Genomic DNA, 23,250 nt, shown 5'->3' on the forward strand with positions numbered 1-23,250 from the left:
AATTTGACCCGCACAGCCCCGCAATTCCTGTTCGATTTCGGCAGTCCGAACGCCTATCTCAGCCATCTGGCGATCCCGGCGATCGAGCAGCGCATCGGCGTCAAATTCGAATATGTGCCGATCCTGCTCGGCGGCATCTTCAAGTCGACCAACAACAGGTCGCCGGCGGAGACGCTCGCCGGCGTCAAGAACAAGCGCGAATTCCAGCAGGTGGAAACCGAGCGCTTCCTCAAGCGCTTCAAGGTCCAGCCCTACGTCTTCAATCCCGACTTCCCCATCAACACGCTGAACCTGATGCGCACTGCGATCGCCGCTCAGCTCGAGGGCGTGTTCGAGAAATATGTCGACGCGGCCTTCTACCACATGTGGCGCGACCCGAAGAAGATGGACGATCCTGAAGTTGCGGCCAAGGCGCTGGCGTCATCAGGCCTCGACGCGCAGAAGCTGTTCGCCCGTGCCCAGGAACCGGAGGTAAAGGGCAAGCTGATCAAGAACACCGAGGAAGCGGTCGCACGCGGCGCGTTCGGCTCGCCGACCTTCTTCGTCGGCAACGAGATGTTCTTCGGCAAGGAGCAGCTGCGCGAGGTCGAGGAGATGGTGCTGGAGAAGTGATCCAGCATCCTCCAGAAAGCGGGTGGTCTCCTCGAGGTCGTTCTGGCATTCTCCAGGACGGTGGAAGAGCAAAAATAAGGACTTTCCCATGCGCATCCTCGTGGTCGGCGCCGGCGCCATCGGCGGCTATTTTGGTGGCAGGCTGTTGCAGGCCGGCCGCGACGTAACCTTTCTGGTCCGCCCCAAACGCGCCAGCGAACTCGCGAGCGACGGCCTCGTCATCAAGAGCCCGAATGGCGACGTGACCTTGAAGAACCCGCCGACAGTGCAGGCCGACGCGATCAAGGACAAGTTCGACGTCGTGCTGCTGAGCTGCAAGGCGTTTGACCTCGACGATGCCATCAAGTCGTTCGCCGCCGCCGTCGGCCCTGATACCGCGATCATCCCGATGCTCAACGGCATGAAGCATCTCGACACGCTCGATGCCAAGTTCGGTAGCGAGCGCGTGCTCGGCGGTCTCTGCGCCATCGCCGCAACCTTGAACGAGAAGCGCGAAGTGGTGCAGCTGCAGCCGATGCAGTCGATCAATTACGGCGAGCGCGACGGCAAGCTGTCGGATCGCGTCAGGGCGATCGACGAGGCCTTCAAGAGCGGCATCAATGGTGCCAACGCCAGCCAGAACATCATGCAGGACATGTGGGAGAAGTGGGTGTTCCTCTCTTCGCTCGCAGCCTCCACCAGCCTGATGCGCACCTCCGTCGGCAACATCCTCGCTGCTCCCGGCGGCCGGGATTTCCTGCTCGGCATGCTGGACGAGACCAGCGCGATCGCCACCGCATCCGGCTACACGCCGGGCGGCCCGTTCTTCGAGCGCGTCAAGGGCAACCTCACCACCGAGGGCTCGCCGATGACGGCCTCGATGTTCCGTGACATCAAGGCAGGCCTCCCGGTCGAGGCCGATCACGTGATCGGCGATCTCATTGCACGCGCCGATGCGGCCAAGGTCCCCGTGCCGAAGCTGCGCATCGCGTACACGCATCTGAAGGCGTATGAGAAGCAGCGGGCGGGGTAGCCCCGCACTATTTGAAATACGCCAGATAATGCGCGAGCGCGGTGATCTCTTCCTCGCTCAGCGAGTACGCAACATCAGCCATCGCGGCGACGCCGCCACCGACGCGCAGGCCCGCCTTGTAATCGTGCAGCGCCTTCACGAGATATTCCTCGCGTTGGCCTGCTAGGCGGGCGACAGCCTTGGTGCCGGCGAAACTATCCGTGTGGCATGAAGCGCAGCGACGGCCGACAGCCGCTTGCGCGCCTTTCTTCGACAGATCCGGATCCTTGTCTTCAGGTCCCTTCGGCGGCGTCATCGCGGCGAAATAGGCGCCGAGACTGCGGATATCCTCGTTGGCGATTTGCTCCGCTATCGGCTGCATCTGCTCGTTCTTGCGCGAGCCCGCGCGGAAGAACACGAGTTGCCATTGCAGGAATTGGTCGGGCTGCCCGGCCAGCGAGGGAATGTTCTCGGTCTGCGAGATGCCGTTCTCGCCGTGGCAGCCGGAGCACACGGCCGCCTTCTCCTGAACGGCGGCGTTGTCGGCGGCTTGCGCCGGAGCGAGTGCGAGGAGCACGGCTGCGCTGATTGCGTGCGAGATGAACTGCCGGCGCATGGTGGGAATTCCAATCTATCGACTTCGTCATTCCGGGGCGTGCGGAGCACGAGCCCGAAATCATAACCACGAGTCGGGGTTATGGGTTCCGGACTTGCGCTGGCGCGCAATCCGGAACGACAGCGGAGTGAAAATGAAAAGAGGCTGCGGCGCCTTGCGAGCACCGCAGCCTCCTGGTCATGTCGCGCTACTTCTTGCTGTAGCTGATGCGATAGATCGCGCCGGCCCAATCGTCGGCGACGAGGATCGAGCCGTCCTTGGCGAGAACGATGTCATCGGGGCGGCCGAGATAGCCCTGGTCACCCTCGATCCAGCCGGAGGCGAACACCTCCTGCTTGGCGTTCTTGCCGTCGGGCCCGACGATCACGCGCATGATGCGCCCGCCCTGGTACTTGTGACGGTTCCAGGAGCCATGCTCGGCGATCAGGATGTTGTTCTTGTACTCGGCGGGGAACTGGTCGCCGGTATAGAACTTCATGCCGAGCGGAGCGACGTGGGCGCCGAGGTTCAGCACAGGCGGCGTGAACTCGGAGCATTTGTGGCCCATCGCGAACTTCGGATCGGGAAGGTCGCCCTGGTGGCAGTAGGGATAGCCGAAATGCTCGCCGAGCTTGGAGATCATGTTCAGCTTGTCCGAGGGCAGGTCGTCGCTGACCCAGTCGCGCGCGTTCTCGGTGAACCAGTACTTGCCGGTGCGCGGATCGACGTCGCCGCCGACCGAGTTGCGAACGCCGAGCGCGTAGACCTCGGCATTGCCGGTCTTCGGATCGACGCGCCGGATCTGCGAGACGCTGGTCGGCGGAATGCCGACGTTGAAGGGCGGTCCGAACGGAATGTAGAACCAGCCTTCCTTGTCGACGGCGAGGTACTTCCAGCCATGCGCGGCATAGGACGGCATGTCGTCATAGACGACCTTGCCCTCGCCGGGATTGTCGAGCTTGTTTTCGATATCGTCGTAGCGGATCAGCTTGTCGACCGCGATGACGTAGAGCGAACCATCCTTGACGGCCAGACCGGTGGGCATGTTTAGCCCCTTGAGGATGGTCTTGACCTCTTTCTTCCCGCCATTGTCCTTGATGGCGTAGACGTTGCCGAGGCCGAACGAGCCGACGAACAACGTGCCCTTGTCACCCCAGGCCATCTGCCGCGCGGCCAGCACGCCGGAGGCGTAGACCTCCATCTTGAAGCCCGCCGGCAACTTCACTTTCTTGATGATATTGGCGAGCTCGGATTCGGAGGCACCGGTCGGCGGACCCGAGGGCGGCGCGAGGCCCTTCTGCGCCTCGGTCTCGTCGCCGAGGAACCAGTCATCCGGCGGATGGGTCCAGAATTCCTTGGTGCCGGATTCGTACTTCTTCAGCGCTCGTGCTTTGTCCTGTTGTGCGCTGGCAACGCTGGTCCCGGCAAGAAGGGCCACGGCCGCAAGCGCCAACACGGATCGATGGATCATCGATGTCATCGCGTCACTCCCCTAAGGCAGCCGTCAGGGCTGCACGTTCTTTGTTTTGCTGTGTGAGTAGGCGAAGTCTTTGGTCTGTCGAGAGGCAGACGCAAAAAGGTTAGCACATCTGCGGGCGGTGAAAAGCGCATCGCGTCCGCTGCGGTTGCGTTGCGCAAAAATTGAGACTGATCGTCTCACATCGTCGCATGCAGCGGCGACGACGTTCTCGCTGCACCGCGAAATCGCACTGGCGATCGCCTGTTTTGCAAGCAGCATGGGATGCAGCCAACACAAAGCCGCGAAAACAACCCCATGCACAGTAGAACGGCAGAGGCCGGACGATGCGCGGCGACACCAGCCACGCATCTGATTCATCATGCGATTTGACAAAAGCGGCGACTAATTGGCGACGGGATACGGACCGTCGTCAAACGACGTGTCGTGGTAGCCTTTCGATCCGACCTCGCGCGCCAGGGCGCTGCGAAAATCGGAGCCAGCGCGCAGGTTGCGCAGCACATGGGCGAAATCGAATTCCGGATGCCATCCGAGCTCGTGCCGGGCGCGCGCGTTGACATAGACGCGGTCGATCTCGGGGAACAGCCGCCAGCCGCGCGCGGCATAAAGCTGCGCGCAATCCGGATAGAGCTCGCGCACGACGCTGGCCGCATCACGAGCGAGCGCGGCGAGGTGGTGCTGCCCGAACGGGCTGGTCGCCGAGACGATGTAGCGGCCGAAACCGAGCCCGGGCGCGCGCTCGACGGCGAGCAGATGGGCACTCACCGCATCAGCTATATCCAGCCGCCGATAGAGCAGCTCGTTGGCCTGGGCGTTGTCCAGCGCGTAAGCCGACCGCATCGCGGCATCGTCGTCGTCCTCCGGAAAGAACCGCGAGGTCCGCAAGATCACGACCGGCAAGCCGCGCTCGCGAAAGAACAGCTCACACAGATTCTCCGCCATCAGCTTTGTGGTGCCGTAGATGTTCTTCGGTACCGATGGTAGCTCCTCGGTGACCCACACCGCCGCCTGCCCGGCCTCAGGCCTGAGCTGCGAGCCGAACGCGCTGGTGGTGCTGGTGAAGACGAAGCTCGTCACGCCGGCCGCGACGGCCGCCTCGAGCAGGTTGAGCGTCCCGGTGACGTTGGTGTCGACGAAGGCCTGCTTGCTGTGGGTCCCCACGTGCGGCTTGTGCAGCGTCGCCGTGTGGATGATTGCGGTGACGCCATCCATCTGCGCCCGGACGAAGCCGGGATCGACTATTGAGCCGACCGCGTCGGTGAAGGGCGACGGCTTGAGGTCGATCCCGCGCGCGGGCGACCCGCGACGCCGGAACGTGCGGAGAATGGCCTCCCCGAGATGGCCGGCGCTACCGGTGACGAGAATTGTCATGTCAGGCCCACGCCAGCCACCAGCGGCGCGCGGAAAACCACGGCCTGACCCGGTTTGGCTGGATGCGCTGGGAAAAATTGGAGCGGGCGAAGGGGCTCGAACCCTCGACCCCGACCTTGGCAAGGTCGTGCTCTACCACTGAGCTACACCCGCATCCTGTGTCGGTCGCGTGACGCGCCGGCAACGGCTGTCGTATGCCAAAAGCGGGAGGCGAATGCAACAGCTACCGGCAGCATCATCTCGCTTTCGGAGCCCCAATATGAGCCCCGAAGCGGCCAAATCGATCGAAAATGGCCCGAAACCAGCGAATCGGCTCGGACGGATTGAAATTCGGCCGTCCCGGCCCAATTTTAGCGCCTGGACCGAAGCATATGTGATGGCGACGTGCTAAAGACCCGCCATTCCAGACATCAGACGAGGGGATCCCGTGACGATCATCGACCAGGGTAACGGAGCGAACCCGGCTGCGGCCGATCTGATCAAGGACACCACCACCCAGACCTTCGTGAAGGACGTCATCGAGGAATCGAAGCGCCAGCCGGTGCTGATCGACTTCTGGGCGGAGTGGTGCGGCCCATGCAAGCAGCTGACCCCCGTGCTGGAAAAGGCGGTCAAGGCGGCCAAGGGCAAGGTCAAGCTGGTCAAGATGAACATCGACCAGCATCCGGCGATCCCCGGCCAGATGGGCATCCAGTCGATCCCCGCCGTGATCGCCTTCGTCAACGGCCAGCCGGCCGACGGCTTCATGGGCGCGGTGCCGGAGAGCCAAGTCAACGCCTTCATCGAAAAGGTGACCAAGGGCGTCACCGCGCCGGGCGAGCCCAACATCGCCGAGATCCTGCAGGAGGCCGAGGCCGTCCTCGCCGAGGGCGACGCTGCTGCGGCCGCGCAGATCTATGCCGAAGTGCTGCAGTACGATTCAACCAATATCGCAGCGCTGGCCGGCCTCGCCAAATGCTACGCCACGTCAGGCGCGATGGAGCAGGCCAAGCAGACGCTGGCCATGGTGCCGGAATCCAAGCGCAACGACCCGGCCGTGAAGGCCGTGCAGACCGCAATCGACCTCGCCGAACAGGCCGAACAGCTCGGGCCCGTCGCGGAGCTGGAGCAGAAAGTCGCCGCAAACCCGCTCGATCATCAGGCGCGGTTCGACCTCGCCACCGCGCTGAACGCGCAAGGCAACCGGGCGGCCGCGACCGAGCAGCTGCTCGCGATCGTCAAGCGCGACCGCAAATGGAACGACGACGGCGCCCGCAAGCAGCTGGTGCAGTTCTTCGAGGCCTGGGGCGGCGCCGACGAGGCAACCGTCGAGGGACGCAAGCGGCTGTCGACCATCCTGTTCTCGTGAGCGGCGTGCGCCGGTGATCCGACGCGCCAGGGGTGACGTTTCGAACGATACTTCATTGCCGACAGTGGGCATCAGATGCCGATTAACATCGAATATCGCGGCCCCGCCGACCTTCCGGAGATCATTCCGGTGTTTCCGCTGCCGGGCGCGCTGCTGTTGCCGCGCGGCCAGATGCCGCTCAACATTTTCGAGCCGCGCTATCTCGCGATGGTCGACGACAGCTTCCGCGATGGCCATCGCTTGATCGGCATGATCCAGCCTGACGTGGCGCATTCGCCGAAAAATTCCGACAGGCCGGCGCTGTTCCGCGTCGGTTGTGTCGGCCGCATCACCCAGCTCGCCGAATCCGGCGACGGGCGCTACCTCCTCGAACTGACAGGCGTCGCGCGCTTCAGGGTGCTCGAGGAGCTCGACGTGCTCACCGCCTACCGGCAGTGCAAGGTCGATTTCTTCACCTTCACCGACGATTTCAAGGCGCGCCTGGGCGAGGATCAGGTCAATCGCGCGGCACTGCTGGTGGCGCTGGCAGATTTCCTGAAGGCCAACAATCTCAAGGTCGACTGGGAGGGCGTCGAGAGCGCGCCCAACGAGGCGCTGGTCAACGCGCTGGCGATGATGTCGCCCTATGGCCCGGCCGAGAAGCAGGCGATGCTGGAAGCACCAGACCTGAAGACCCGGGCCGAGATCCTGATCGCGGTCACCGAGATGGACCTCGCCAAGAAACGCACCAGCGGCGACCCGCCGTTGCAGTGAGGGGCGTCGGTCCTGCTCTCAGCTTCAGCTCTTGGTCTCAGCTCTTGATCTCAGCTCTTGATCTCAGATCTTGGCCTCAGTTCTTCGCGAGCGCGATCCCGCCGTCCCAGCCAGATGTGAAACGGAAACATCGCGGCCAGGGCAAAGCCGGCGCCAAGATGGATCCAGCTCATCCAAGGCCTGACCATTTCCGATCCGAGGTAATAGAGCCCGAAAGCCGTGACGATCAACACGGCGTTGAACGCCGCCATGATGGATCCCGAGACGCGATTCCTGCCCCTGCGCCATGATCGCAGCAGGTGCAGGGGAATGAGGGCTCCCACCAACAGCAGCGACAGCATCGCGACGCCGCCATGGATCATCAGCATGTTGGCGGCCGTCATCTGCCAGATCTCGTCGCCGGCGACGTCCTTCTGCCAGTCCGCCACCAGCCAGCCGGCGCCCGTGAGAGACAGGACGGCAAACGCCGCGTAGAGCGAATAGCGAAACGATGATTTAAGCCGCAAGATGCACCGCGTGATGCCAGTCGGAGGTGATGTGAATGTCGTGGTCGGCCGAGATCATCAGGGCGCTCGCCTCGTAATGCGTGAGCAGTTGACCGGCATCGCTCCCGGAGAGCATGACGACCTTCGTCAGGGCATCTGCAACCATGCAGGATGGCGCGCGAACCGTGACACCATTGATCGCGCCTGCCGGCCTCTGCGTCGTCGGATCAATCACCGCGGAGCCAGCCGATACGGGGCCATCGATCGGGTCAATGCGGCGCGCTGTCGAGGCCAGCGCTTCGCTTGCGACATCGATGCGGCAGATCGGTCGGCCGGGATCGCGTGGATCACGGACGTGAACCGTGCGCGCCTCCACCCCGAATGCCCTGAGATCGCCACCCGCATTCACCATTCCACTCGCCATGCCGAAGTGGCGCAGTGTGTCCACCGCCCGGTCGACAGCAAATCCCTTGGCAATTCCGCCAAGGTCGATCGTCACATCAGCCGATTGAAAGCAGACCTTCAGGTCGGGAAGCAACGTGATCGCATCGGCAACCGCCGCCGTCGGCGCCGCCGACGGCTTCAGTCGGGGCAGCAACCCCATGGCCTGCAATGCGGGGGCAATCGTGACATCGAAACGGCCGCCAGACTGTCGATGCAACGCGACTGACATTTCGAGAACCTGGAACGTCCAGGCATGAACCCTCACGGGACCAACGCCGGCTTCCCGGTTGAGCCGGCTGACATCGCTATCCCGCTCATGAAAGCTCATCAGCCGATGAACCTCGGCGACAGCATCGAATGCTGCGTCGATGGCGCTTTCCGCGTGGTCTCCGGAAGCGCCGGAAACCTCGATCTCGACGAAGGTGCCGAGAAGCGGCCTGGCGCGACGAATGCTATCGGAGGCGATTGCCATAGGCTGCCAATATTCTTTTCACGCCTTCGGTGACATGGGTCGACGACAAGGTCGCGCCCGAGATATTCTTGATGTCGCCGTTGATCTTCAACGCACTCCCGCTGGTCTTGCCAACGAACTGCGCCAGCCAGCTCGCGCCCCTGATTTCGCCGCCATAGGATTCCCGATACTCCAGGATCTCGACCTTTTGCACGGCCCCTGCCGGCGTCAGGGCGACCGCGTAATCGATGAAGAGGTGTTTGCCGACGACCCGGTCAAACACGAAGAAGCCGACGACCTTGCCGCCGGCTTCCGCTTTCCACACCCGGCCCGCCTGAACCTCGGAAAATTGCGTCGCCGACGGGAATGCCTCTTTCTGGGCCTCCTCGATCGACAGATACCGAACGGCGTAGGCCGGAGAGGTGGCGGCCGCGATGGCCGCCGCCGGCAGGGTGTATCGAACCCAAGTCATGGTCACCTAGCTCCTGGTCCTGTCATCAATCTTGCAAAATCGTCCAAAGCAACCCTGTCGGTATCAGAAGAAGAACCCGACGCCGCCGAGGAACGAATCCGAGAGTGCGCCGGTGGCGCTCTTGTCAATCACGCGCTGATAGGTCGCCTTGAGCACGAGTTTCGGGGATGGATACACCGCGAAGCCGGCCGTGTGGTACTGCCGCTGACCCTGACCGGTTGGCAGATCTGCATCGGTGCCGGCGAAGCCAGCCGTCTGAAGGTTCTGATAGGTGTAGCGGTAGAACGGCACAGCCTCCCACTCGCTGTTGAGAATCGTGCCGAGCGGAACATGGTAGGCAATCTCGCCGGAATAGCCGTACATCGACTTGCCGACATTGTTGGTGGGATCGGAGTCGTTGTTGGCGCGCAGATTCTCCGGATGTCCGAAGTCGGCGCGGACATATTCACCGCGAAGCTCGAGACCCGTGTCCGGCACCCGGTAACGGAACTCGGCGTCGAACAACGTGAGGCTCGACTTGCCGAGGAAGTTGCCGAGATCATCATGCGCACCGCGCGGCGTCGTGTTCGGCGAGAAATAGGCGCTGACGCTTGCTGCAAAGCCCGGCAAGAAGGTCGGCGTGAAGTCGAGCCGGCCGGACACCGCGACCGCATTGTTGAGCTGCTGGAAGTCGCCGAGCGGGGGTCTCGAAAACCCGAGCGCATTGACGCCATCGATACCTGCGGCATACGGCGTGCCTGGAAGAGGGACGGTCTTGGCGCCGGTGCGGTTGTCGAAGGAGTCGCCGAAATCCTCGTTGCTGGTGCTGACCATTACCTGGTATTTGACGTCCTCGGTGATGGTTCCGTAGACGCTGCTCGACGGGACCTTCCAGGTCGACGGGATCAGGCCGTTGTAAAGCTCGGGCCGGCCGACGCTGAAGAATTGCGTCGGCTCGTGATGCTGGTTGATGTAGCCGATCGGGACGAGATCGACGCCCGGCGACCGCCAGTTGAACTGATCCATGATCTTGAAATCGATCCAGACCTGCTCGATTTCGGCCGTGCCGTGCAGCTTGTCGTCGTTGTCGAAACCCGCACCCGCGTGCTCAAACTCGATTTCCGCATTGAAGATGATGTTCGGAGTGATCGCATAGGTGGGCAGCAGAACGAACCTGGCCGCGTCAAATCCCTTCTGCCACTGACCGGCGGCGGCAGGATTTTGCATGGCGCCGAACTTGATCTCGCCATAGGCCCCGAGGCTGAGACCGGGGACGGGAGAATCCGCAACACCGAGGATCGGCTTGTCCGACGCCGAGGGTAGCGGCGGCAATGCCATGAAGTCTTTCGACTTCGGCTTGGTCGATTTGTCGGACGGTTGGGCTTCCGGCTTTCGATCCTCGGGCTTGGCTGCCGCGCTCTTCGTATCAGTGGAGGACTTGGTATCAGTGGAGGACGCGGCCGCATTCGCGCTCGTCAGCGATGCCGTTTTGCCCGCCCGCTTAGCGTCAGCATCTGCCGCAGGTCGGTCCTGCTTCTGCTTGAGCTCGGATTCGAGCTGCTGGATGCGCTGCTCCATCTTCTCCAGCTTCTTCAGCAACGCCGCGTTCGCGTCACCGTCGGCTGCAAAAGCACCACCGGAAGTCAGGATCGAGATCGCTGTGGCCGCCAATAAAGCCGACCGGCTGGGGCATCGACGGCTTTCGAACAGAAATGCAAACCGACCAGTGGAAATCTGCCGTGACACGCGTGCCCCCAAATGTTGCGACATCCGGCCGCAGGAAAATCAGGCAGGGCAGCTCTTGGGAAGCAGAAACAGTCAGAAACGATCCGAATCGAAATTAGAATCGCTCGATATTAGAATTAGAATAAATCAAAGCTCGCTCGCAGGCGAAGGAGACGAAGCAGCCCGCGGCGCTCAATCCCGGAAGGGCGCGCGGATACGTTTGCGGCCGGTGATCATGGCGCGGATCAGGTTCTCGCGCTGAAGCACGCTCATCAGCACCACGCCCGCCACGTGCAGCACGATCAGGATCATGACCGCATCCGATGCGACGGCGTGCGTGTCCTCGATCCACCAGACGCCGAAGAACGTGACTGTCACCGACAGGGCGCCCGTGATCGCCGAGACGGCGAGCGCCAACATGAGCGCCACCAGCATCAACGTGCCGGCGGGATTGAGCCCGATATAGCGGCCGGTCATGCCGCGTCGTAGATTCCAGAGATAGCCCGGCGCTGCGCGAAGCCTGACGCCGGTCATGCGAAAGCGCGAATAGCGGCTTCCCAGACCGCCCCAGATCAAGCGGAAGACGAGAAGCCCGATGACCGAATAGCCGACGATGCGGTGAATGCGGTCTTGCACAGTGGGCGTGAACCACGCGACCAGGACGCATGTCGCGAGGGTCCAGTGCCAAAGACGCAACGGCAGGTCCCAGACCGCTACCGTGCGATCGGCGGGGCGTCTGTCGGACACCCCGCGCATGTCTGGCACCGCTTCTTCAATCAAGTCGCGACCACCTTCGGACCTTGGCCTTACTTGGCGATCGTGTGCTTCAGGCTGAGATCTTCGGGGCTGTAGAACAGCTCGTAGAGCTTGCCTTCCTTGACGCCGTAGACCTCGTAGCACGAGCCTTCGATCTTGGAACGGCGCACTTCGTAACCCAACGCTTTCGCCTTGGCTTCGGCCTCGGTGGCCGGCTTCCAAGACGCCTTGTCGAGCTTGGTGCAATCCTTGAAGCCGTCGGCCATCGCCGTCGATTCCATGCCGATCCCGACGGTCAGTGCGATGGCAAGAACACGGATGACTCTCACTGATATCTCCTCCTCTGTGCGCAAGATCCTGCGCGAAGCGCGACCGAAGGAAGCGAAGGGGAGGGCGAAGTCAATTGCGGCTCGGATCCGCCGCCTCTTAGAGATATTCCAGCCGGCGCCAAAAGATCAGCGCGCTCCGCGTGCAATGCGTATTTTGCCGCGCGCTGCGGCCTTAAGCCTCACCGGTTCGACGGCACATCTTGTCCGGCCACGCTCAGTAACCGACCACCGCCATCACGACCACCACGCTGAGCGCCATCCAGCCAAAATGCCGACCGCGCGTCGCCCAGGCGTTGGCGCAGGCGGAGAAACCGAACACGCAGATCATGGTGATGACGATCCAGCGGCGCGCCAGCGCCGAATCCATCCAGGGCGTCGCGATCAGAAGCACGCCGCAGCCGATCCAGGCGACGGTCGAGGCCTGCCAGACCAGGCGGATCAGGGTGCGGAGCCGCGGTGGCTCGATCGTAGCACGGGGAAAGACCTTGGTCTCGCCGAGAATGCCGTGAATGAGTGCCACGACGATGGCGAGGACGCCAGCGCATTGGAGCAGGAGATCACGCATCAACAAGGCTCCCTGAATCTTTTCCATACAGCGATGTATGGTGTGATAGAAGCTGGCGCGCCGCCTGTCAATACACTAGTGTATGGTCGGATTTCGGGACCGGACATGACCGAACAACTCTCCGCCGACGACTGGATCAGCCAGGGCATCAAGGCGCTCACCAGAAGCGGATTCACCGCGCTGAAGGCCGATCCGCTGGCCAGGACGATGGGCGTCTCGCGCGGCAGCTTTTACTGGCATTTTGCTGACCTCGGCACGTTCCACGCCGCCGTGCTGAAACGCTGGCGCGAGATCGCGGCGGAGGAGATCATCGCCGGTGTCGAGGCCGACGGCGACGAGCCGCTGAAGGCACTGTTGCGCCGGACCTTCGGTGCCCGGCTCGACCTGGAACGCGCAGTGCGCAACTGGGCGGCGTTCGATCCGACGGCCCAGGCCGCCGTCCGCGCCATCGACCGCCGCAGGCTCGATTATATCGAGGCATTGCTGGAGAAGCGGGGGCTCGACGCCGCAACGGCGCAGGCGCGCGCGCAGATCCTGTACTGGACGTTTCTCGGTTTTGCGCTGTCGGCGGCGCCTATACCGGCCGCGCGGCTGCAGGGCCTGCTCGACGAGATCCAGCAGATGGTCTCGGGTTGAGGTGATGGGCGACCGCAGATTTCTATGTTAGAGGCAAGCGAATGCCGGAGACCCCTATGAACACGCCGACTGAACGTTCCGAAAACAGCGTCGATCCGAAATTACTGGAGATCCTGGTCTGTCCGCTGACCAAGGGCCAGCTGGAATTCGACGCTGCCAAGCAAGAGCTGATCTCGCGCAGCGCCAAGCTTGCTTATCCGATCCGTGACGGCATCCCGATCATGCTGCCGGAAGAGGCAAGAAAGATCGATTGAGATTTTCGCAGCCCGGATGGAGCGAGAGTGAAGGCCGGATCCGGATTGCAGATTGGCGTTCATTTCGGTTCGGCCGGCCAACTGCTAACCAGAAGCCCCTTCACGGTAATTATGACGCCGACTGTCTGATGCCGGCTATAAAAGAAAGTTGGCACTGATCGCATACCCATGGTCTGGAGTATGACGTCTCCACGGTTTATTTTACCGCCAGCATAAAACATTGCATCGGAGACAAGTTCGTCCTTCTCGATGTGCGCTATGATCGTCAGGCACACATCCTGATCAGGAGAGCACGTCTTCTTGTGCATCACTCGAAAAATCATCCTTTCGAGAACGCTAGTGGGATCCAGGTGTGGTGTCGCCTTGCTCGCTTCGACCGTCGATGCAGCGTCGGTGACGTCCAAGTCACTTAAGAATCGCGCGAGGGGCGCGCGCCATTTTTCTGGAACGGGCATCTCGAACGGTTCTGGCGCCATCATTTGGGCCGCGACTTTCGTGACCTGCAGAAACACCAAAAACGAAGCGGCTAATAGCCGACGTATGGTCCTAGTCACTGGGCCTCTGCTGCGATTACAACGCCTCGCCCTTCAACAACCGCGGAATCTCGCCCGTCAGACCCGCCGCCTGGCGGATGAAGAGGTTCTTCAGCGGCGGGGTACGATCGACGATGCCGAGGCCGATGTCGCGCACTGTGCGAAGCAAGGCCGACTCGTTCGAGAACAGGAAGTTCAGCGAGTTGGTGGCAACGCCCATCGCCATGGTGTCGAAGCGGCGCCAGCGCTGGTAGCGCTCGAGCACGTCGGCGCCGCCGAGATCCATGCCGAGCCTGGCGGCATCGACCACGACCTCGGCTAGCGCAGCGACATCCTTCAGCCCCATGTTGAGGCCTTGCCCCGCGATCGGATGAATGACGTGAGCGGAATCGCCGACCAGCGCAAGGCGCTCGGCGACGAAGGAGCGCGCGACGAAATAGGACAACGGAAACGCGCGCGGCTTGTCGAGTGCCTTCACCTCGCCGAGATGCAGGCCAAAACGCTGCTCGAGCTCGCTGTGAAACTCTTCGTCGCTGAGCGCGATGATGCGCGCAGCCTCGCTGCGGCGCTCGGTCCACACCAGCGAGGATCGCTTGCCAGTGAGCGGCAAAATCGCAAACGGACCCGCGGGCAAAAAGTGCTCCTCGGCGCGGCCTTCGTGATCGCGCTCGTGGCCCACGGTGACAACGATGCCGGATTGATCATATTCCCAGCCGTGGGTGGCAATGCCGGCGCGCTCGCGCAGCTTCGACTTCGCACCGTCAGCGGCGACCAGCAGGCTCGCCGCGATGACGCTGCCATCGCCGAGCGTCACGTCGATGCCCTCGGCGCGCGCGTCGTAAGACGACACGGTGGTGGCGCGCAGATCGATGCCTTCAGCTTCGGCGCGGACGACCAGCGCATCGATCAGGCGGCGGTTCTCGATCATGTGCGCGAAGGGCTCGCCCGGCGCGACGTCGCCGGCGAAATTCAGGAACGTCGGACGCGTGGCGTCCTCGAGCTTGGAGTCAGTGACGACCATGTCGAGGATCGGCTGCGCCTCGGCCTTGACGTCGTCCCAGACGCCGAGCGCCTCGAACAGGCGGCGGCAGGCGGCGACGATCGCGGTCGCGCGGGGATCGCGGCTCGGCCGTGAGCTAAGCGCGGGATCGGCGACGATGACGGGAATCTCGGGGCCGAGCCCCTGGCGCAGCGCCAGCGCGAGCGCAAGGCCCGCGAACGCGCCGCCGCCAATGACAATGTGACCCTGTACCGACATACCCAGATTATCCTGCCAAAATTCCCGGCCAATTCTTGGTCTTGCTAGCAGACTTGAGGTGGGCGAAACAGTGCGGTGAAACAAGGGCGGAATGAGCTCAGCGTGTCATTCCGGGGCGCGACAAAGTCGCGAGCCCGGAATCCAGAGGTTATCAGCTCGAGATTCCGGGTTCATCGCTATCGCGATGCCCCGGAATGACGAGATCCATCGAAAGCACCAGCATGTCCAAGAGCCTGATCGACCTGATTTCGATCCTCGACCTCGAGCAGCTCGAGGTGAATTTGTTCCGCGGCAACAGCCCGAAGACGAGCTGGCAGCGGGTGTTCGGCGGGCAGGTGATCGGCCAGGCGATGGTGGCGGCGTGCCGCACCGTCGAGGGACGGCTGCCGCATTCGCTGCATTGCTATTTCATCCTGCCGGGCGATCCGCAGATCCCGATCATCTATCAGGTCGAGCGCCTGCGCGACGGCAAGAGCTATTCGACCCGCCGCGTCACGGCCATTCAGCACGGTAACGCGATCTTCTCGATCATGGTGTCGTTCCACGCCGAGGAAGAGAGCGCGTTCGATCATCAGGACAAGATGCCTGACGTGCCGCCACCGGAAAAACTCACGGCGGAGGAAGTGGCGAAGCAGCCGATGTTCCGCGAGATGCCTGAGTTCATCCGCCGCTACTACGAATCCGATCGGCCGATCGAGCTGCGCCCGGTCGAGCTCAGCCGTTACTTCGGCGAGAAAATCGAGGACGGCCGCATCCACGTCTGGATCAAGACGGCGGCGACGTTGCCGGACGATCCGGCGCTGCACATGTGCGCGCTGGCCTACGCCTCGGACTTCTCGCTGCTCGACGCCATCATGGCGCGTTATGGCCGCACACTGTTCGACAAGCGCATGATGCCGGCGAGCCTCGACCACGCGATGTGGTTTCACCGCCCATTCCGCGCCGACGAATGGCTGCTCTACGCGCAGGATTCGCCGAGCGCGCAAGGCGGCCGCGGCCTGACCCGCGGCTCGATCTTCAAGCCTGATGGCACGCTTGTCGCCTCCGTCGCACAGGAAGGTTCCGTGCGCGAGCGGAGGAGCTGATCGTTCAGAGCGAGCCGCGCGGCGAGAGCACCGTCTGTGACGCCAACCAACGCATCTTCCAGCGATACATCCACGGAATCGGGATGATAAAGGAGCTGGCGATCGCGATCACGATCGCGCGCCACAGAAACTCCAGACCGGTGCCAACGAAGGTGACCTCACGCCGCGTGCCCTGGATGTTGCGGCAGAACCATCGGATCCAGGCCACATAGACCCATGCCCAGCCGATGATGGTGATGATGGAAACGAAGAACAGGAGCATCCAACCGGCATAGGCCCATGGGGTGCCGGAGAAGCTCAGCCCGAGCGGTTGACCGTTTGACGCAAGGTTTGCGACAAACCATTTCACGAAGAGCCAGTAGATGGCGATGTAAGCCAGAGTCGCCACCAGGTTGATCAACTGACTGCCCGTGTACGCCGCTATGGCGAAGAGCACGATGGTGCCAAAAAACCAGGGCACGATGGTCATCGCGTTGCCCTCGAAGCTGAGGTTTGGTCGTCCGGGCACACGAACGCAGGACACCAGCCACTTCGTGTACCAAACAACCATCCACGGCACCGGAATGACCAGGCACGAGACTATCGTCGTCACCAGCGTACGCCAGGTGAAGTCCCAGATTCCGAAATCGATCGACAGCGATCCGCCGGCGGCGCTACCGGCACCGGTATAGCTACCGCCGCCCATCATCGGCGGGCCCCCGGCGGGAATGATCGGCGGCCCGCCCGAGATCAGACCTGGAATTTCGGCGGCCTTTTGCCAGCCGGCCATGCCCTCGGACCACACCAGCGTATCCGCGCGCACCACGCCCTGCGCGATCAGGTCGCGGAATTGCCCGTCCGGATAGGGCCCCTGCTGCTTGCCCTCGGATGCATAGAACCAACTCGCCATGACGCCTCCCCCAAAATACTTATGTACCGCCCGGCCGGCGCGGGTTCACCGCATCCATGCCAAAAATGCATTGTGAAGGATGAACGGTTGCCCTGTACAGAGGCGGCCATTCACATGACCGCCCGTGGCCAAATGTTTTTCCGCTTCAATCTGCAAGTTTTTTGTGCCATTTGCCCGGAAAGATGCCAGATTGACGCAGCGCCGGGGACACACGGCGGGCGCATCCCCGGGGAGCAGGCTGAATCATGAAACTCGTCGTCGCGATCATCAAACCCTTCAAGCTCGATGAGGTCCGCCAGGCCCTGACGGCGATCGGCGTCCACGGCATGACCGTGACCGAGGTGAAGGGCTACGGCCGCCAGAAAGGTCACACTGAGATCTATCGCGGCGCGGAATATGTCGTGAACTTCCTGCCCAAGCTGCGGATCGAGATCGCGGTGGCCTCCGACGTCGCCGAAAAAGCGGTGGGCGTGATCACCGCGACCGCCCGCACCGGGCAGATCGGCGACGGCAAGATCTTCGTCACGCCGATCGATAACGCGGTGCGGATCCGCACCGGCGAAACCGACAGCGACGCTCTCTAATTTCGACTTCGTCGATCGCACCGGCAATGACGCCGTAACGTGCGACGCCATCACACTGCCGGGGGAAATAACATGGCGGGACTGTTGCGCCGCGTAGCCGCTATGGCTGCGCCGATCGGATGTGCTTTGGTCATGGCGGCACCGGCGCGCGCCGCGGCTAGCGAGATCAACACCGCCGACACCGCCTGGATGATCGTCGCCACCGCGCTGGTGCTGATGATGACGATCCCAGGCCTGGCGCTGTTCTATTCCGGCATGGTGCGAAAGAAGAACGTGCTCGCAACCATGGCGCAGAGCCTTGCCGCGGTGACGATCATCTCCATCCTCTGGGTCGCGTTCGGCTATTCGCTCTGCTTCGTCGGTGATGGCCCGTGGATCGGTTCGCTCGACCGCTGGTTCCTCGCCGGCATGACCATGGACAGCGTCAATCCGGCGGCGAAGACGATCCCGGAGGCACTGTTCATGCTCTACCAGATGACGTTCGCGATCATCACGGTGGCGCTGGTCGCCGGCTCGGTCGCGGACCGGATGCGGTTCTCCGCCTATCTCCTGTTCTCGGTCGCCTGGTTCATCTTCGTCTACATCCCGCTGGCGCATTGGGTGTGGGGCGGCGGCTTCCTCAACAGCATGGGCGTGCTGGATTTTGCCGGCGGCCTCGTCGTGCATCTGTCGGCCGGCACCGGCGGCCTCGTCGCGGCGAAGGTGATGGGGCGCCGTCATGGCTACGGCACCGAAAATCTCTCGCCGTTCGATCTGTCGCTCGCGGTGATGGGCACCGGCCTGTTGTGGGTCGGCTGGTTCGGCTTCAACGGCGGCTCGGCGGGTGCAGCCAATTCGCGCGCGGTGCTGGCGATCATCGCGACGCATCTGGCGGCCTGCTCTGGTGCGCTGACCTGGGGCGCGATCGAATGGTCGACGCGGCGCAAGCCGTCCGTGCTCGGCATGATCTCGGGCGCGGTCGCGGGCCTCGGCACCATCACGCCGGCTTCCGGCTTCGTCGCGCCATGGCACGGCATCGTCATCGGCATTGCCGCCGGCGCCATCTGCTACTGGGCCTGCACCTGGCTGAAGCACCGCTTCAACTATGACGATTCGCTCGACGTGTTCGGCGTCCACGGCATCGGCGGATTGACCGGCACGCTGCTCGCCGGCGTGTTCGCGACCAGCGCCATCGGCGGCACCGCGGGCCTGCTCGAGGGTCATCCGCAGCAGCTGCTGATCCAGCTCTACGGCGTCGCTGTCACCTTCGTCTGGTCGGCGGGCATCAGCTACATCCTGCTCAAGCTGGTCGGCCTGTTCGTGCCGTTGCGCGTCTCGCGTGAGCACGAGCTCGAGGGGCTCGACATCTCGCAGCATGGCGAGGCGCTTCAGTAATTGGAGGCTTGTCAGGAAGGGCTTGCGCAACACATAAGTAAATGCTTATGTGTTGCCATGATCGAAGCCGACATCTTCAAGGCGCTGGCCGACCCGACCCGCCGCAAGGTCTTTGAGAAGCTCGCCGGCGGCAGCCTGAACGCGAGCGCCTTGCGCGACGGTTTGGAGATCAGCCAACCCGCAATGTCGCAGCATCTTGCGGTGCTGCGCGCGGCAGGGCTCGTGCGCGAGCAGCGGCAGGGCCGCTTTGTGAATTACGAAGTCGATCCCGATGGAATCGTCGCCATCGGGGCCTGGCTTGCGCGCTACCGCGCCTATTGGCCGAAGCGCATGGACGCACTCGCTGACCTCCTGAAGGATATGGATCAATGAGCGACGCAGTGAAGCCCGATCGTCCCGACGAAGCTCTCGTGCTCGAATATGAATTCGACGCGCCGCCGGCAAAGGTCTGGCGCGCTGTGACCATTCCGGAATTGCGCGAGCGCTGGCTGCCGGATTTCGACCTCGCGAGTGCCGAGCCTGAAACATCGATTCCCGGCGAAGAAGTCCGCTACCGGATGCGCGATTCCGAACCGCCATTTCGCGAAAGCCAGGTCATCTTCAAGATCGAGCCGAACGTGTCGGGCGGCACGCGCTTTCGCATCATCCAGCAAGCCTGCGATGTCAGAACGAAGCTGCCGCAGCCGGCTAATACCAACTGCTGCCTGATGCTGGCGGCTTAGCAGCAAACAGACTTCATCACCTTAAAGACATGGAGGTCGCCGATGCGCGACATGCTTCAGCTCGTCCCTGTGGTCGTCGAACAATCCGCCCGCGGCGAGCGATCCTTCGACATCTACTCACGCCTCCTGCGCGAGCGCATCATCTTCCTCAACGGCGAAGTCAACGACGCGATGTCGGGCCTCGTCTGCGCGCAGCTCTTGTTTCTGGAGGCGGAGAACCCGAACCGGCCGATCAATCTCTACATCAACTCCTATGGCGGCGTGGTCACCTCGGGCCTTGCGATGTACGACACCATGCAATTCATCAAGGCGCCGGTGCACACGCTGTGCATGGGCACCGCGCGCTCGATGGGCTCGTTCCTGCTGATGGCCGGCGAACCCGGTCACCGCGCGGCCCTGCCGAATGCCAGCCTTCACGTCCACCAGCCGCTCGGCGGCTTCCAGGGCCAGGCCTCCGACATCCTGATCCATGCCAACGAGATGCAGGAAACCAAGCGGCGCATTATCAGGCTCTATGCCAAGCATTGCGGGCGCACCGAGGAGGAGGTCGAACGGACGCTCGACCGCGACCACTTCATGACCGCGCAGCAAGGGGTCGAATGGGGCCTGATCGACCGGGTGTTCGTGGAGCGCGACGCCGCCTGATCGTCTCCCCCGGTTGCGACCATCCTGTAAGCACGCCGCGGGCGCACCCGGTATTTTGCAGCGTAGCGGCGGCGTTGAGCGAGCATTTCCTGTAGCAAAATACCTTTTGACTGCCCGACACATGAGCAACATTGTGTCGGCAGCCTGTCCTGCCTGCATTTTAATCAGCTATGGTCACGTTTTGAGCGCGACGTAATAGCGCACTGCAGCGCGATACAAGCTGAACGCGAAAACACCCGCTTTCATAGTCCGTTAGGCAAGCCGCCCGATCTGGCACGGCATTTGATTCTAGGGGGCGTGGCTGTGCCCGCGTAGTGAAACTTCTCCCTCGTGGCGAACCAGTCGAGAAACGCCCGGCCACGTCCGGACCGGGCCCAAGCGGGGATAGGACCCATGAAAATTGTTATGGCGATTATCAAGCCATTCAAGCTGGAAGAAGTCCGTGACGCCCTGACCGCCATTGGCGTTCACGGTCTCACGGTGACGGAAGTCAAGGGATATGGCCGTCAGAAGGGCCATACGGAAATCTATCGCGGCGCCGAATATGCCGTGAGCTTCCTGCCCAAGATCAAGATCGAAGTCGCTGTCGCCTCCGAGCAGGTCGACAAGACCATCGACGCCATCACGTCGGCTGCGAAAACCGGACAGATCGGCGACGGCAAGATCTTCGTCATCAGCCTCGACCATGCGGTTCGCATCCGCACCGGCGAGGCCGACGCCGCGGCCCTTTGATTTCGCGCTCAACCAAAATCCAATCAGGAGTAAATGAAATGACGTTTAAGCGTCCCTATGGCGCGGGACTGGCGGCTCTCGCAGTCGGCCTGTTCGCTGCGACCGCAGCCTACGCCGAGCCAACGGTCAACAAGGGGGATAACGCCTGGATGCTGACATCGACAGTCCTCGTGCTGTTGATGACGATCCCGGGTCTTGCGCTGTTCTACGGCGGCCTCGTTCGTTCCAAGAACATGCTCTCGGTCCTGATGCAGGTGTTCTACACCGTCTGCGTCGTCACCGTGATCTGGGCCGTGTACGGCTACAGCCTCGCCTTCACCGGCGGTTCCGACTTCATCGGCGGCTTCTCCAAGGCCTTCATGATGGGCGTCACCACCGACTCGAAGGCCGCAACCTTCTCGGTCGACGCCAACATCTCGGAGCTCGTCTATGTGTGCTTCCAGATGACCTTCGCGGCGATCACACCCGCCCTCATCGTCGGCGCCTTCGCCGAGCGCATGAAGTTCGCGGCCATCGCCCTCTTCATCCCGCTCTGGGTCACGCTGATCTACTTCCCGATCGCGCACATGGTCTGGTACTGGCCCGGCCCGGACGCGATCCAGGACGCTGCCAAGGCTCTGGCTGCTGCGGGTGATGCGGCGGCGAAGACCGCGGCTCAGGCCAAGCTCGACGAGATCAACGCCGATGCCGGCTGGATCTTCAAGAAGGGCGCGATCGACTTCGCTGGCGGCACCGTGGTGCACATCAACGCGGGCATCGCAGGCCTCGTCGGCGCTCTCCTGATCGGCAAGCGCGTCGGTTACGGCAAGGAGCTGATGGCTCCGCACTCGCTGACCATGTCGATGATCGGCGCCTCGCTGCTCTGGGTCGGCTGGTTCGGCTTCAACGCCGGCTCCAACCTCGAAGCCAACGGCGGCGCAGCCCTCGCCATGACCAACTCCTTCGTCGCCACCGCAGCCGCCGCGCTGTCGTGGATGTTCGCGGAGTGGATCGTGAAGGGTCATCCGTCGGTGCTCGGCGTCATCTCCGGCGCTGTCGCGGGCCTCGTGGCCGTCACGCCTGCCGCCGGCTTCTCCGGCGTGATGGGTGCGATCGTCCTCGGTCTCGTGGTCGGCGTGGTCTGCCTGTTCTTCTGCACCGTCGTGAAGAACGCGCTCGGCTACGATGACTCGCTCGACGTGTTCGGCGTGCACTGCATCGGCGGCATCGTCGGCGCCCTCGGCACCGGCATCCTGGTGAACCCGGCTCTCGGTGGCGCCGGCATCATCGACTACACCGCGATCCCGCCCAAGGTTGCCGATTACGACTTCGCTGCGCAGATGATCTCGCAGGTCGAAGCCGTATGCACCACGCTGGTGTGGTCGGGCATCGGTTCGGCGATCCTCTACAAGATCGTCGATGTGATCGTTGGCCTTCGCGCCAATGTCGAGACCGAACGTGAAGGCCTCGACATCACCGAGCACACCGAGCGCGCCTACAACATGTAACCTCTCCTCCCGGGCGCGATCTCTCCTCGGGATCGCGTCCACAACTACGGTTTGGGCACATACCCGGCAATGCCCTGACCGTTGAGGGGCTCCAGCGCAAGTTGGAGCCCCTTTCTTTTTGGCGGGATTCTTTTTGACTAGCCTGGAAGAAAGAGATTGCCATTCCAGATGGCCGGCGCAGAAATATCGACCACAACGAACAACAACATGGGAGGTCGTCATGCGTTTGGAAGGCGGATGCTATTGCGGTGAGGTGCGCTACGTGGCCGAAGGCGATCCGATGATGCAGGGCCAATGTCACTGCCGCGAGTGCCAGTACATCTCGGGCGGCGCGCCCAACACCTTCATCGCCATGCCGTCGGACGGCTTCACCTACATCACCGGACAACCCAGGCAGTTCGCGCGCAAGGATCTCGAACGCGCGGTGACGCGCGAGTTCTGCGCTGAATGCGGCACGCATCTCGTCACGAAAATACCCGGCCTGCCCGCCGTCGTGGTCAAGGTCGGCACGCTGGACGAACCGGAACAATTCAAGCCGCAGATGGCGATCTACACCTGCGACAAGCAGGAGTTCCACGCGATCCCCGCAGGCATGACGACGTTCGAGAAGCTGCCGGCGTATTAGGGGATGAGGCTCGACTAGCGCCCCGACGGAGGTGCATTCCCTCCCCCTTGTGGGGGAGGGAACGGAGAGAGCG

Annotated in this window: 28 protein-coding genes and 1 tRNA gene; 15 read left to right on the forward strand and 14 right to left on the reverse strand. The window is 62.8% G+C overall.

Translation table 11 applies throughout. The features are described from left to right. Positions 1-3 precede the first annotated feature (3 nt). Both M2427_RS26600 and panE read left to right on the forward strand, forming a co-directional pair. Positions 4-612 carry a 2-hydroxychromene-2-carboxylate isomerase gene (locus tag M2427_RS26600; protein WP_280709809.1) on the forward strand — a complete coding sequence of 203 codons (609 nt, stop codon included), beginning with the start codon at positions 4-6 and terminating at the stop codon, positions 610-612. 88 nt (positions 613-700) lie between these two features. Further along, a complete protein-coding gene (gene panE, locus M2427_RS26605) occupies positions 701-1,624 on the forward strand; it encodes a 2-dehydropantoate 2-reductase (RefSeq protein WP_280709810.1) in 924 nt (307 codons plus the stop codon). 7 nt (positions 1,625-1,631) lie between these two features. Here panE and M2427_RS26610 read toward each other — a convergent pair whose 3' ends face one another. The 4 genes from M2427_RS26610 to M2427_RS26625 form a co-directional block, all read right to left on the reverse strand. Beyond that, positions 1,632-2,219, reverse strand: coding sequence for a c-type cytochrome (locus M2427_RS26610; protein WP_280709811.1), 588 nt, complete (start codon positions 2,217-2,219; stop codon positions 1,632-1,634). 187 nt (positions 2,220-2,406) lie between these two features. After that, entirely contained in the window at positions 2,407-3,678 is a 1,272-nt protein-coding gene (locus tag M2427_RS26615; RefSeq protein WP_280709813.1) for a PQQ-dependent sugar dehydrogenase, read from the reverse strand. A gap of 381 nt (positions 3,679-4,059) precedes the next feature. Further along, complete coding sequence (locus M2427_RS26620) at positions 4,060-5,046, reverse strand: NAD(P)-dependent oxidoreductase (protein WP_280709814.1); 987 nt, start codon at positions 5,044-5,046, stop codon at positions 4,060-4,062. 78 nt (positions 5,047-5,124) lie between these two features. Next, positions 5,125-5,199, reverse strand: a tRNA-Gly gene (locus M2427_RS26625). Between the two features lie 274 nt (positions 5,200-5,473). Here M2427_RS26625 and trxA point away from each other — a divergent pair. Beyond that, positions 5,474-6,394 carry a thioredoxin gene (trxA, locus tag M2427_RS26630; RefSeq protein ID WP_280709816.1) on the forward strand — a complete coding sequence of 307 codons (921 nt, stop codon included), beginning with the start codon at positions 5,474-5,476 and terminating at the stop codon, positions 6,392-6,394. 75 nt (positions 6,395-6,469) lie between these two features. Further along, positions 6,470-7,147 (forward strand): LON peptidase substrate-binding domain-containing protein, encoded by a 678-nt coding sequence (locus M2427_RS26635; RefSeq protein WP_280709818.1) that lies wholly within the window; start codon positions 6,470-6,472, stop codon positions 7,145-7,147. Between the two features lie 50 nt (positions 7,148-7,197). Here the strand turns inward: M2427_RS26635 and M2427_RS26640 are convergent, their stop codons facing one another. The 7 genes from M2427_RS26640 to M2427_RS26670 all read right to left on the reverse strand — a co-directional run bounded on the left by M2427_RS26640 (position 7,198) and on the right by M2427_RS26670 (position 12,353). Beyond that, a complete protein-coding gene (locus tag M2427_RS26640; protein ID WP_280709820.1) occupies positions 7,198-7,653 on the reverse strand; it encodes a hypothetical protein in 456 nt (151 codons plus the stop codon). Beyond that, positions 7,643-8,548, reverse strand: coding sequence for an FAD:protein FMN transferase (locus tag M2427_RS26645; RefSeq protein WP_280709822.1), 906 nt, complete (start codon positions 8,546-8,548; stop codon positions 7,643-7,645). Before M2427_RS26645 ends, M2427_RS26640 begins: the two co-directional genes overlap by 11 nt. Next, positions 8,529-8,999: an FMN-binding protein gene (locus M2427_RS26650; RefSeq protein WP_280709824.1), complete on the reverse strand. Its 471-nt coding sequence runs from the start codon at positions 8,997-8,999 to the stop codon at positions 8,529-8,531. The genes M2427_RS26645 and M2427_RS26650 overlap by 20 nt, the downstream gene beginning before the upstream one ends. A 63-nt stretch (positions 9,000-9,062) precedes the next feature. Next, complete coding sequence (locus M2427_RS26655; RefSeq protein ID WP_280709825.1) at positions 9,063-10,649, reverse strand: hypothetical protein; 1,587 nt, start codon at positions 10,647-10,649, stop codon at positions 9,063-9,065. 246 nt (positions 10,650-10,895) lie between these two features. Further along, positions 10,896-11,483: a cytochrome b/b6 domain-containing protein gene (locus tag M2427_RS26660; RefSeq protein ID WP_280709826.1), complete on the reverse strand. Its 588-nt coding sequence runs from the start codon at positions 11,481-11,483 to the stop codon at positions 10,896-10,898. A 26-nt stretch (positions 11,484-11,509) separates the two neighbouring features. Continuing rightward, positions 11,510-11,788 carry a PepSY domain-containing protein gene (locus tag M2427_RS26665; protein WP_102672956.1) on the reverse strand — a complete coding sequence of 93 codons (279 nt, stop codon included), beginning with the start codon at positions 11,786-11,788 and terminating at the stop codon, positions 11,510-11,512. A gap of 214 nt (positions 11,789-12,002) precedes the next feature. Then, positions 12,003-12,353: a hypothetical protein gene (locus M2427_RS26670; RefSeq protein ID WP_280709830.1), complete on the reverse strand. Its 351-nt coding sequence runs from the start codon at positions 12,351-12,353 to the stop codon at positions 12,003-12,005. Positions 12,354-12,458: 105 nt separating this feature from the next. On the opposite strand from M2427_RS26670, the gene M2427_RS26675 reads away from it, so the two are divergent. Beyond that, positions 12,459-12,989 carry a TetR/AcrR family transcriptional regulator gene (locus M2427_RS26675; RefSeq protein WP_280709832.1) on the forward strand — a complete coding sequence of 177 codons (531 nt, stop codon included), beginning with the start codon at positions 12,459-12,461 and terminating at the stop codon, positions 12,987-12,989. Positions 12,990-13,045: 56 nt separating this feature from the next. Next, on the forward strand, positions 13,046-13,243 hold the full coding sequence (locus M2427_RS26680; RefSeq protein WP_280709834.1) for a Trm112 family protein: 198 nt from the start codon (positions 13,046-13,048) through the stop codon (positions 13,241-13,243). A 59-nt stretch (positions 13,244-13,302) separates the two neighbouring features. Here the strand turns inward: M2427_RS26680 and M2427_RS26685 are convergent, their stop codons facing one another. Together M2427_RS26685 and M2427_RS26690 are read right to left on the reverse strand one after the other, a co-directional pair. Further along, complete coding sequence (locus tag M2427_RS26685) at positions 13,303-13,722, reverse strand: hypothetical protein (protein ID WP_280709836.1); 420 nt, start codon at positions 13,720-13,722, stop codon at positions 13,303-13,305. Between the two features lie 91 nt (positions 13,723-13,813). Further along, entirely contained in the window at positions 13,814-15,034 is a 1,221-nt protein-coding gene (locus M2427_RS26690; protein ID WP_280709838.1) for a ubiquinone biosynthesis hydroxylase, read from the reverse strand. Positions 15,035-15,255: 221 nt separating this feature from the next. Here M2427_RS26690 and tesB point away from each other — a divergent pair, with 221 nt between their 5' ends. Then, positions 15,256-16,119, forward strand: a complete 864-nt coding sequence (gene tesB / locus M2427_RS26695; RefSeq protein WP_280709924.1) for an acyl-CoA thioesterase II — start codon at positions 15,256-15,258, stop codon at positions 16,117-16,119. Between the two features lie 4 nt (positions 16,120-16,123). On the opposite strand, the gene M2427_RS26700 is transcribed toward tesB, so the two are convergent. After that, positions 16,124-17,008 (reverse strand): DUF4339 domain-containing protein, encoded by an 885-nt coding sequence (locus M2427_RS26700; protein WP_280709839.1) that lies wholly within the window; start codon positions 17,006-17,008, stop codon positions 16,124-16,126. Between the two features lie 245 nt (positions 17,009-17,253). On the opposite strand from M2427_RS26700, the gene M2427_RS26705 reads away from it, so the two are divergent. From M2427_RS26705 to M2427_RS26740, 8 genes are all read left to right on the forward strand, one after another. After that, on the forward strand, positions 17,254-17,592 hold the full coding sequence (locus tag M2427_RS26705) for a P-II family nitrogen regulator (protein ID WP_280709840.1): 339 nt from the start codon (positions 17,254-17,256) through the stop codon (positions 17,590-17,592). A gap of 72 nt (positions 17,593-17,664) precedes the next feature. Then, the gene (locus M2427_RS26710; RefSeq protein WP_280709841.1) at positions 17,665-18,966 is read left to right on the forward strand and encodes an ammonium transporter; all 1,302 of its coding nucleotides are present in this window, start codon (positions 17,665-17,667) and stop codon (positions 18,964-18,966) included. 57 nt (positions 18,967-19,023) lie between these two features. Continuing rightward, positions 19,024-19,338, forward strand: a complete 315-nt coding sequence (locus M2427_RS26715) for a metalloregulator ArsR/SmtB family transcription factor (protein WP_280709843.1) — start codon at positions 19,024-19,026, stop codon at positions 19,336-19,338. Further along, positions 19,335-19,688, forward strand: a complete 354-nt coding sequence (locus M2427_RS26720; protein WP_280709844.1) for an SRPBCC domain-containing protein — start codon at positions 19,335-19,337, stop codon at positions 19,686-19,688. Before M2427_RS26715 ends, M2427_RS26720 begins: the two co-directional genes overlap by 4 nt. Positions 19,689-19,730: 42 nt before the next feature. Next, positions 19,731-20,333, forward strand: a complete 603-nt coding sequence (locus M2427_RS26725) for an ATP-dependent Clp protease proteolytic subunit (RefSeq protein WP_280709845.1) — start codon at positions 19,731-19,733, stop codon at positions 20,331-20,333. Positions 20,334-20,726: 393 nt separating this feature from the next. Then, positions 20,727-21,065 carry a P-II family nitrogen regulator gene (locus tag M2427_RS26730; protein ID WP_280709846.1) on the forward strand — a complete coding sequence of 113 codons (339 nt, stop codon included), beginning with the start codon at positions 20,727-20,729 and terminating at the stop codon, positions 21,063-21,065. Positions 21,066-21,103: 38 nt separating this feature from the next. Further along, complete coding sequence (locus M2427_RS26735; protein ID WP_280709848.1) at positions 21,104-22,552, forward strand: ammonium transporter; 1,449 nt, start codon at positions 21,104-21,106, stop codon at positions 22,550-22,552. A gap of 220 nt (positions 22,553-22,772) precedes the next feature. Further along, on the forward strand, positions 22,773-23,177 hold the full coding sequence (locus M2427_RS26740; RefSeq protein ID WP_280709850.1) for a GFA family protein: 405 nt from the start codon (positions 22,773-22,775) through the stop codon (positions 23,175-23,177). Positions 23,178-23,250: the final 73 nt, after the last annotated feature.

Source organism: Bradyrhizobium sp. BR13661, assembly GCF_029892425.1.
Lineage (GTDB): Bacteria > Pseudomonadota > Alphaproteobacteria > Rhizobiales > Xanthobacteraceae > Bradyrhizobium.

What these genes read in the sequence shown, in the direction of transcription:
- M2427_RS26710 (WP_280709841.1), top strand. Translation starts at nt 17,665, where the DNA reads ATGGCGGGACTGTTGCGCCGCGTAGCCGCTATGGCTGCGCCGATCGGA.
- M2427_RS26700 (WP_280709839.1), bottom strand. Translation starts at nt 17,008, where the DNA reads ATGGCGAGTTGGTTCTATGCATCCGAGGGCAAGCAGCAGGGGCCCTAT.
- M2427_RS26675 (WP_280709832.1), top strand. Translation starts at nt 12,459, where the DNA reads ATGACCGAACAACTCTCCGCCGACGACTGGATCAGCCAGGGCATCAAG.
- M2427_RS26680 (WP_280709834.1), top strand. Translation starts at nt 13,046, where the DNA reads ATGAACACGCCGACTGAACGTTCCGAAAACAGCGTCGATCCGAAATTA.
- M2427_RS26670 (WP_280709830.1), bottom strand. Translation starts at nt 12,353, where the DNA reads ATGCGTGATCTCCTGCTCCAATGCGCTGGCGTCCTCGCCATCGTCGTG.
- M2427_RS26620 (WP_280709814.1), bottom strand. Translation starts at nt 5,046, where the DNA reads ATGACAATTCTCGTCACCGGTAGCGCCGGCCATCTCGGGGAGGCCATT.
- M2427_RS26615 (WP_280709813.1), bottom strand. Translation starts at nt 3,678, where the DNA reads ATGACATCGATGATCCATCGATCCGTGTTGGCGCTTGCGGCCGTGGCC.
- M2427_RS26610 (WP_280709811.1), bottom strand. Translation starts at nt 2,219, where the DNA reads ATGCGCCGGCAGTTCATCTCGCACGCAATCAGCGCAGCCGTGCTCCTC.
- M2427_RS26725 (WP_280709845.1), top strand. Translation starts at nt 19,731, where the DNA reads ATGCGCGACATGCTTCAGCTCGTCCCTGTGGTCGTCGAACAATCCGCC.
- panE (WP_280709810.1), top strand. Translation starts at nt 701, where the DNA reads ATGCGCATCCTCGTGGTCGGCGCCGGCGCCATCGGCGGCTATTTTGGT.
- M2427_RS26705 (WP_280709840.1), top strand. Translation starts at nt 17,254, where the DNA reads ATGAAACTCGTCGTCGCGATCATCAAACCCTTCAAGCTCGATGAGGTC.
- tesB (WP_280709924.1), top strand. Translation starts at nt 15,256, where the DNA reads ATGTCCAAGAGCCTGATCGACCTGATTTCGATCCTCGACCTCGAGCAG.
- M2427_RS26690 (WP_280709838.1), bottom strand. Translation starts at nt 15,034, where the DNA reads ATGTCGGTACAGGGTCACATTGTCATTGGCGGCGGCGCGTTCGCGGGC.
- M2427_RS26635 (WP_280709818.1), top strand. Translation starts at nt 6,470, where the DNA reads ATGCCGATTAACATCGAATATCGCGGCCCCGCCGACCTTCCGGAGATC.
- M2427_RS26645 (WP_280709822.1), bottom strand. Translation starts at nt 8,548, where the DNA reads ATGGCAATCGCCTCCGATAGCATTCGTCGCGCCAGGCCGCTTCTCGGC.
- M2427_RS26740 (WP_280709850.1), top strand. Translation starts at nt 22,773, where the DNA reads ATGCGTTTGGAAGGCGGATGCTATTGCGGTGAGGTGCGCTACGTGGCC.
- M2427_RS26720 (WP_280709844.1), top strand. Translation starts at nt 19,335, where the DNA reads ATGAGCGACGCAGTGAAGCCCGATCGTCCCGACGAAGCTCTCGTGCTC.
- M2427_RS26715 (WP_280709843.1), top strand. Translation starts at nt 19,024, where the DNA reads ATGATCGAAGCCGACATCTTCAAGGCGCTGGCCGACCCGACCCGCCGC.
- M2427_RS26685 (WP_280709836.1), bottom strand. Translation starts at nt 13,722, where the DNA reads ATGATGGCGCCAGAACCGTTCGAGATGCCCGTTCCAGAAAAATGGCGC.
- M2427_RS26735 (WP_280709848.1), top strand. Translation starts at nt 21,104, where the DNA reads ATGACGTTTAAGCGTCCCTATGGCGCGGGACTGGCGGCTCTCGCAGTC.
- M2427_RS26730 (WP_280709846.1), top strand. Translation starts at nt 20,727, where the DNA reads ATGAAAATTGTTATGGCGATTATCAAGCCATTCAAGCTGGAAGAAGTC.
- M2427_RS26650 (WP_280709824.1), bottom strand. Translation starts at nt 8,999, where the DNA reads ATGACTTGGGTTCGATACACCCTGCCGGCGGCGGCCATCGCGGCCGCC.